Source organism: Actinomadura sp. NPDC000929, from assembly GCF_040492065.1.
Lineage (GTDB): Bacteria > Actinomycetota > Actinomycetes > Streptosporangiales > Streptosporangiaceae > Spirillospora > Spirillospora verrucosospora.
In genome coordinates this window covers 23,404-29,403 of the sequence record NZ_JBEUPA010000118.1, presented here as the reverse complement: position 1 = coordinate 29,403, position 6,000 = coordinate 23,404, and the positions used below count along the sequence as shown (strand labels likewise).

8 protein-coding genes are annotated in these 6,000 nt (G+C 73.5%); all 8 read left to right on the top strand.

All coding sequences use genetic code 11. From position 1 onward, the window contains the following. Positions 1-229 precede the first annotated feature (229 nt). From ABWI04_RS31260 to ABWI04_RS31225, 8 genes are read left to right on the top strand one after another with little or no spacing between them, the layout of a single operon-like run. Positions 230-2,038 carry a nickel-dependent hydrogenase large subunit gene (locus tag ABWI04_RS31260; protein ID WP_345173439.1) on the top strand — a complete coding sequence of 603 codons (1,809 nt, stop codon included), beginning with the start codon at positions 230-232 and terminating at the stop codon, positions 2,036-2,038. Next, positions 2,038-2,523, top strand: coding sequence for a NifU-related iron-sulfur-binding protein (locus tag ABWI04_RS31255; RefSeq protein ID WP_345173441.1), 486 nt, complete (start codon positions 2,038-2,040; stop codon positions 2,521-2,523). Before ABWI04_RS31260 ends, ABWI04_RS31255 begins: the two co-directional genes overlap by 1 nt. Continuing rightward, complete coding sequence (locus ABWI04_RS31250) at positions 2,520-3,176, top strand: DUF5947 family protein (RefSeq protein ID WP_353834674.1); 657 nt, start codon at positions 2,520-2,522, stop codon at positions 3,174-3,176. Before ABWI04_RS31255 ends, ABWI04_RS31250 begins: the two co-directional genes overlap by 4 nt. Next, a complete protein-coding gene (locus ABWI04_RS31245; RefSeq protein WP_345173444.1) occupies positions 3,173-3,376 on the top strand; it encodes a hypothetical protein in 204 nt (67 codons plus the stop codon). Before ABWI04_RS31250 ends, ABWI04_RS31245 begins: the two co-directional genes overlap by 4 nt. Positions 3,377-3,428: 52 nt before the next feature. Then, positions 3,429-4,103 carry a DUF6084 family protein gene (locus tag ABWI04_RS31240; protein ID WP_353834673.1) on the top strand — a complete coding sequence of 225 codons (675 nt, stop codon included), beginning with the start codon at positions 3,429-3,431 and terminating at the stop codon, positions 4,101-4,103. Further along, entirely contained in the window at positions 4,091-5,083 is a 993-nt protein-coding gene (locus ABWI04_RS31235) for a hypothetical protein (RefSeq protein ID WP_345173447.1), read from the top strand. Before ABWI04_RS31240 ends, ABWI04_RS31235 begins: the two co-directional genes overlap by 13 nt. Further along, positions 5,080-5,856 carry a hydrogenase maturation protease gene (locus ABWI04_RS31230; RefSeq protein ID WP_353834672.1) on the top strand — a complete coding sequence of 259 codons (777 nt, stop codon included), beginning with the start codon at positions 5,080-5,082 and terminating at the stop codon, positions 5,854-5,856. Before ABWI04_RS31235 ends, ABWI04_RS31230 begins: the two co-directional genes overlap by 4 nt. Next, a complete protein-coding gene (locus tag ABWI04_RS31225; RefSeq protein ID WP_345173450.1) occupies positions 5,853-5,984 on the top strand; it encodes a DUF6893 family small protein in 132 nt (43 codons plus the stop codon). The genes ABWI04_RS31230 and ABWI04_RS31225 overlap by 4 nt, the downstream gene beginning before the upstream one ends. The last annotated feature ends 16 nt before the right edge of the window (positions 5,985-6,000 follow it).

Below are 6,000 nucleotides of genomic sequence, written 5' to 3'. Positions count from 1 at the left end.
CCCAACACCTACACGGGCGCCACCGGGCCGCATTTGTGGCCCAACACCGGGCCGTGGCTCACCCGCGGCAACCCCCCCCGGGGCCCCCCCCTGTGCGGGGCGCCCGCGCGGGGGGGGCCCCCCCCGGCGCGGCACGGCCTGACCGGCGAGGACACGAACGCAGGACGGCCGCGCCGACGGACGGCGGCGGGCGAGGGAACAGGGGCGAGTTCATGGAGCGGGGCGAGTCATGAAGCAGGGGACGCAGACGCGCGGCGAACGGGCCGCCACGCAGGCGGGGCTCGTCGAGGTGGCGTTCGACCCGATCACCCGGATCGTCGGCAACCTCGGCATCTACACCAAGATCGACTTTGCGAACGGGCAGGTGGCCGAGTGCCGGAGCACCTCGTCCATCTTCCGCGGCTACAGCGTGTTCATGAAGGGGAAGGACCCGCGCGACGCGCACTTCATCACCAGCCGGATCTGCGGCATCTGCGGCGACAACCACGCGACCTGCTCGGTCTACGCCCAGAACATGGCGTACGGGATCAAACCGCCGCCGCTCGCCGACTGGATCATCAACCTCGGCGAGGCCGCCGAGTTCATGTTCGACCACACGCTGTTCCAGGACAACCTGGTCTTCGTCGACTTCTGCGAGCGGATGGTCGCGGAGACGAACCCGAGCCTGCTGGCCACGGCGAAGAACACCGAGGCGCCGCGCGGCTCCGTCCACGGGTTCCGCACGATCGCCGACATCATGACGGCGTTCAACCCGTTCGAGGGCTCGGTCTACAAGGAGGCCCTCCAGCTCAGCCGCATCACCCGCGAGATGATCTGCCTGATGGAGGGGCGCCACGTCCACCCGTCGACCCTGTACCCGGGCGGAGTGGGGACGGTCGCGACGCCGCAGGTGTTCACCGACTACCTCGTCCGGCTGACGCGCTGCCTCGACTTCATCAAGCGGGCCGTCGCGATGAACGACGACATCTTCGACTTCTTCCTGGAGGCGCTGCCCGGCTACGACCAGGTGGGCCGGCGGCGGACGCTGCTCGGCTGCTGGGGCGCCTTCCAGAACCCGGACGTCGTCGACTACGACTACCGGCACATGTCCGAGTGGGGGCGGGCCGCCTACGTCACCCCGGGCGTCGTCGTGGACGGGCAGCTCGTCACGACGGACCTGGTCGAGATCAACCTCGGCATGCGGATCCTGCTCGGCAGCTCCTACTACGACGACTGGGCCAACGAGGAGACCTTCGTCAAGGAGGACCCGCTCGGCAACCCGATCGACCAGCGGCACCCGTGGAACCAGACGACGCTGCCGAACCCGCAGAAGCGCGACCTCAACGACGGTGGCAAGTACAGCTGGGTGATGAGCCCGCGCTGGCGCCACCCGGAGACCGGCGACCACCTCGCGCTCGACACCGGCGGCGGGCCGCTCGCCCGCCTGTGGTCGACCGCGCTGGCGGGGGAGGTGGACACCCCGTACGTCCGCTCCACCGGGCACAGCGTCCAGATCGACCTGCCGAAGACCCCCGGCATGCCGGAGGTCAACCTGGAGTGGACGCCGCCGCAGTACGCCAACACCATCGAGCGCGACCGGGCTCGCGTGTACTTCATCGCGTACGCGGCGGGGATGGCGCTGTACTTCGCCGAGAAGGCCCTCGACGAGGTCCGTTCCGGGCGCACGAAGGTGTTCACCGACTTCGACGTCCCGGACGAGGCGATCGGCTGCGGGTTCCACGAGGCGGTCCGCGGCGTGCTCTCGCACCACCTCGTCATCCGCGACGGCAAGATCGCCAACTACCACCCGTACCCGCCGACGCCGTGGAACGCCAGCCCGCGCGACTCCTACGGCACGCCCGGCCCGTACGAGGACGCCGTCCAGGGGCAGCCGATCTTCGAGGAGAACGGCCCGGACGACTTCAAGGGCATCGACATCATGCGGACCGTCCGCAGCTTCGACCCGTGCCTGCCCTGCGGCGTGCACATGTACGTCGGCAACGGCCGGACGATCGAGAAGCGGCACTCGCCGATGTTCGGCGCCCAGGAGGGCCACTGATGGGCTGGGACGACGAGCGCGTCCGCGAGCACGTCCAGCGCCTCGAAGGGCTGCTCGACGGGCTCGACCCCGGGGCGCACCAGGCCGTCCAGGCGCTGGTGGAGCTGTACGGGGAGGCCCTCGACCGGATCGTGCGGCGCTGCGCGGACGCCTCGGACCTGACCGGCGACGAGCTGGTCTGCCACCTGCTGGCCATGCACGGCCTGCACCCGGAGACGCCGGAGGCGCGGGTCCGGCGGGCCCTCGCCGCGCTGGAGGGGTTCCTGGCCAAGCACCGCACGTCCGTGGAGCTGACCGGGGTGGACGGGGACACGGTGCGGCTGAGGGCCGCGACCGAGGGGCGCGCCGCCGCGCCGCGCCCGGTGCTGGACGCCGTGGAGCGGGCGGCCCTCGCCGCGGCGCCGGAACTGGAGCGGGTCGAGATCGAGGCGCCCGCGCCGGAGAAGGTGCTGATCACCCTGGACCAGGTGCGGAGCCGCGCATGACGCAACGGCTCTCCACGCCGAGGCTGGCGGCGCTGGCCTCGGCTCCGCCGCGCCCGGCGCCGCCGCCGGGCGAGGCCGTGGAGCGGTGCGAGCTGTGCGCCGAACCCGTGCACGGCGCGCACCGGCACCTGCTCGACCTGGAGAAGGGCGAGCTGCTGTGCGCGTGCGGGGCGTGCACCGTCCTGTTCGACGGGCAGGCGGCGGGCGGGCGGCACTACCGGCTCGTCCCGGACCGGCGGCGCGAGCTGACCGGCTTCCACCTGGACGGCCCGCTGTGGGCGGGTCTCGGCGTCCCGGTCGACCTGGCCTTCTTCTCCGTCTCCGGGACGGGCGAGGTCACCGCCCGCTATCCGAGCCCGGCGGGGGCGCTGCACGCGGCCGTCCACGCCGGGAGCTGGCGGCGCCTGGTCGACGCCAACCCCGTCCTGGCGGAGCTGCGCCCGGACGTGGAGGCGCTGGTCGTGCACCGGGCGCGGGAGGCGGCCGAGCACTGGATCCTCCCGATCGACGACTGCTACCGGCTCACCGCCCTGCTGCGCGAGCACTGGACGGGCTTCAGCGGCGGCGGGGCGGTCTGGCAACACCTCGGCGAGTTCTTCACGGAGTTGAGGGCGGCCCGGGCGGCCGCCGGGGAGAAGAGGGGAACACGATGATCAGAGTGGGGAAGCCCGACGTCAGTCCCGACAAGCCCTCGCACACGCGGGGCGTCCGCGAGGGCAACCGGACGGGCAACTACGACAAGCAGGTCGGGCACCTGCCCGACGGGACGTCCACCGCGGCCCGCTCGACGGGGATCAACCCGGAGACGCACGGCCCGATCCTCGACTCCATGCCGAATCTGTCACCGGCATGAGCGAGGCGGACCGGGGGGCGTGGGGGGCCGTCCCCCCGCAGGGAGACACAGCATGATGAGCGAGACACCGGAGCTCGGGCTCGACCTGCTCGGGATCGAGCCGGAGAGGTTCGCGGCGACGCCGACGCTGAGCCTGCGGATCGGGCTGCGGCGGCTGGACGGCGGGCCCGTCCAGTGCGTCCTGCTCACCACGACGGTGACGATCGCGGCGGCGCGCCGCGGCTACGACGACGCGGAGCGCGACCGGCTCGCCGGGGTGTTCGGCCCGCCGGAGATGTGGGACCGGTCGCTGCGCGGCCTGACCTGGGCGCGCGTCGGCGCCACCGTGCCGACGTTCCGGGGCGGGACGGAGGCGGCGCTGTCGCTGCCGTGCGGGCACGACATGCAGGTCGCGGCCGACCGGTACCTGCACGCGCTCGGCGGCGGCGACGTCCCGCTCGACCTGGCCTTCAACGGCACGGTCTTCTACCCGGGCGAGGACGGCGCGCTGCGCACCGGGCAGATCCCGTGGCATCACGAGGCCACCGGCGACCTGCCCCTCCAGGTGTGGCGGGACCTGATGGGCCGCTACTACGGCACCGCCCGCTGGCTGCGGCTGGACGACGACTGCTTCGGCCGCCTGTCGGCGTACCGGGCCCGGCGCGCGCACTCCTCGTTCGACGACACGGTCGACGAGCTGCTGCGCCACGCCGAGAAGCGACGCGAGGAGGAAGAGTGGACCGCCTGAGGGCGATCGCGGACACCGTCCTCTACGAGGGGTACCTCCTCTGGCCGTACCGCCGGTCCGCCTTGAAGAACCGGCAGCGCTGGACGATCGGGGGCGTCTACCCGCGCGGCCATGCCGAGCGGAACGGCGACCGGTGGAGGGTTCACGCCGAGTTCCTCCTCGAAGCCGGCCCCGGCGCCGAGGTCGAGGTGACGCTGCGGTTCCTGCACGCGGTGCACCGCCAGGTGATGCACGGCGACACGCCCGTGGACGAGATCAGCACCGGGGACGAGACCCACACCACCTGGCAGGAGGCCCGCGAGCGCGAGCTCACCAGCGGCCCGATCGCGGTCGAGCGCCTCGTGCGCGCTCCCGTCCGGGTCCCCGTCGAGGTGGCCGCGGGCGCCGAGGAGGAGCCCGTGGACGGCAAGGCGCCGTGCGGAGGCGGCGGGGTGCGGTTCGTCCGCTCGTGGGAGCGGGTGGACGGGCGGGTCGAGGTCTCGGCCGTGCCCGCCGGGGACGGCGCGGTGCGGCTGCGCGTCGAGGTCGTCAACACCGGCGCCGCCGAGGAGCGCGAGGACGCCGTCCGCGCCGGGATGCTGTGCGCGCATGTCGTGGCGCGCACCGGCGGGGGCGCGTTCGCGTCGCTCACGGATCCGCCGGAGCGGCTCGCGGAGGCGGCCGCCGAGTGCGGCAGGGACGGGCTGTGGCCGGTCCTCGCGGGGGAGCCGGGAAGTCGCGACACCGTCCTCGCGGCGCCGATCGTCCTCTACGACTGGCCGCAGGTGGCGCCGGAGAGCCCCGGCGACCTGTTCGACGGGACGGAGATCGACCAGCTGCTGATCCTCAGCGTGCTCACCCTCACCGAGGAGGAGCGGCGGGAGGTGGCGGCGACCGACCCGAAGGCGCGGCGGATCCTGGAGCGGTGCGGCGCGCTGTCGTCCGGTGAGCTGCTCGCGCTGCACGGCACGCTGCGGGATCCGCGGAAGGACGTCTGGTGAGCGGGGAGAACGGCGACGCGGGCGGGCGAGAGGCGGCTCCGGGGAGCCGGGTCCGGCTGCGGCCCCGCGGGGGCGCGGACATCTTCGACCTGGCGCTCGTCGGCCGCACCGCCGTCGTCGAGCGCGTCGAGGAGGACATGGAGGGCGGGGTGCACCTGGTCGTCGCGCTGGACGACGACCCGGGCCGCGACCTCGGCCCCTACAACCAGCTCGGGCACCGCTTCTTCGTCCGGCCGGACGAGGTCGAGCCGCTGCCCGGGGAGGCGCCGTCCCGCACGGTCCTCGTCGCGGGGATCGGGAACGTCTTCCACGGCGACGACGGGTTCGGCGTGGAGGTCGTCCGGCTGCTGGCGACCCGATCGCTGCCGCCCGGCGTGGACGTCGTCGACTTCGGCATCCGCGGCATCGACCTGATGTACGCGCTCGGCGACGGCTACCGGGCCGCGATCCTGGTCGACGCGGCCGAGCGCGGCCACGCGCCCGGCACCGTGTCGCTCGTCGAGCCCGGCCCGGACGACTTCGGCGGCGTCGCCGTCGACGCGCACGGCCTCGACCCGGCGCAGGTGCTGCGGCTGGCCCGGGACAACGGTCCGGTCCCGCCGCGCATCCTGCTCGTCGCGTGCGAGCCGTCGGCGCGGACCACGGACGCCACCTGGGAGATGAGGCTCAGCGCGCCGGTCGGCGCGGCGGTCGAGGAGGCCGCCGCGCTGGTCGAGCGGCTGCTGGCGGAGGAATTGACAGGGGAACTCGCACAGGAGGGAGCGGGGGGATGAGGAAGCGAACGTGCGGCGGCGCGGTCGCCGTCCGGGTGATGCTCGGGCTGGTCGCGGTCGGCGCTGTCGTGATGGTCCTCAAGGAGCTGCCGGCGATGCGCCGGTACCTCAAAGCCGAGTCGATGTGATCGGGGACGCGGAGCG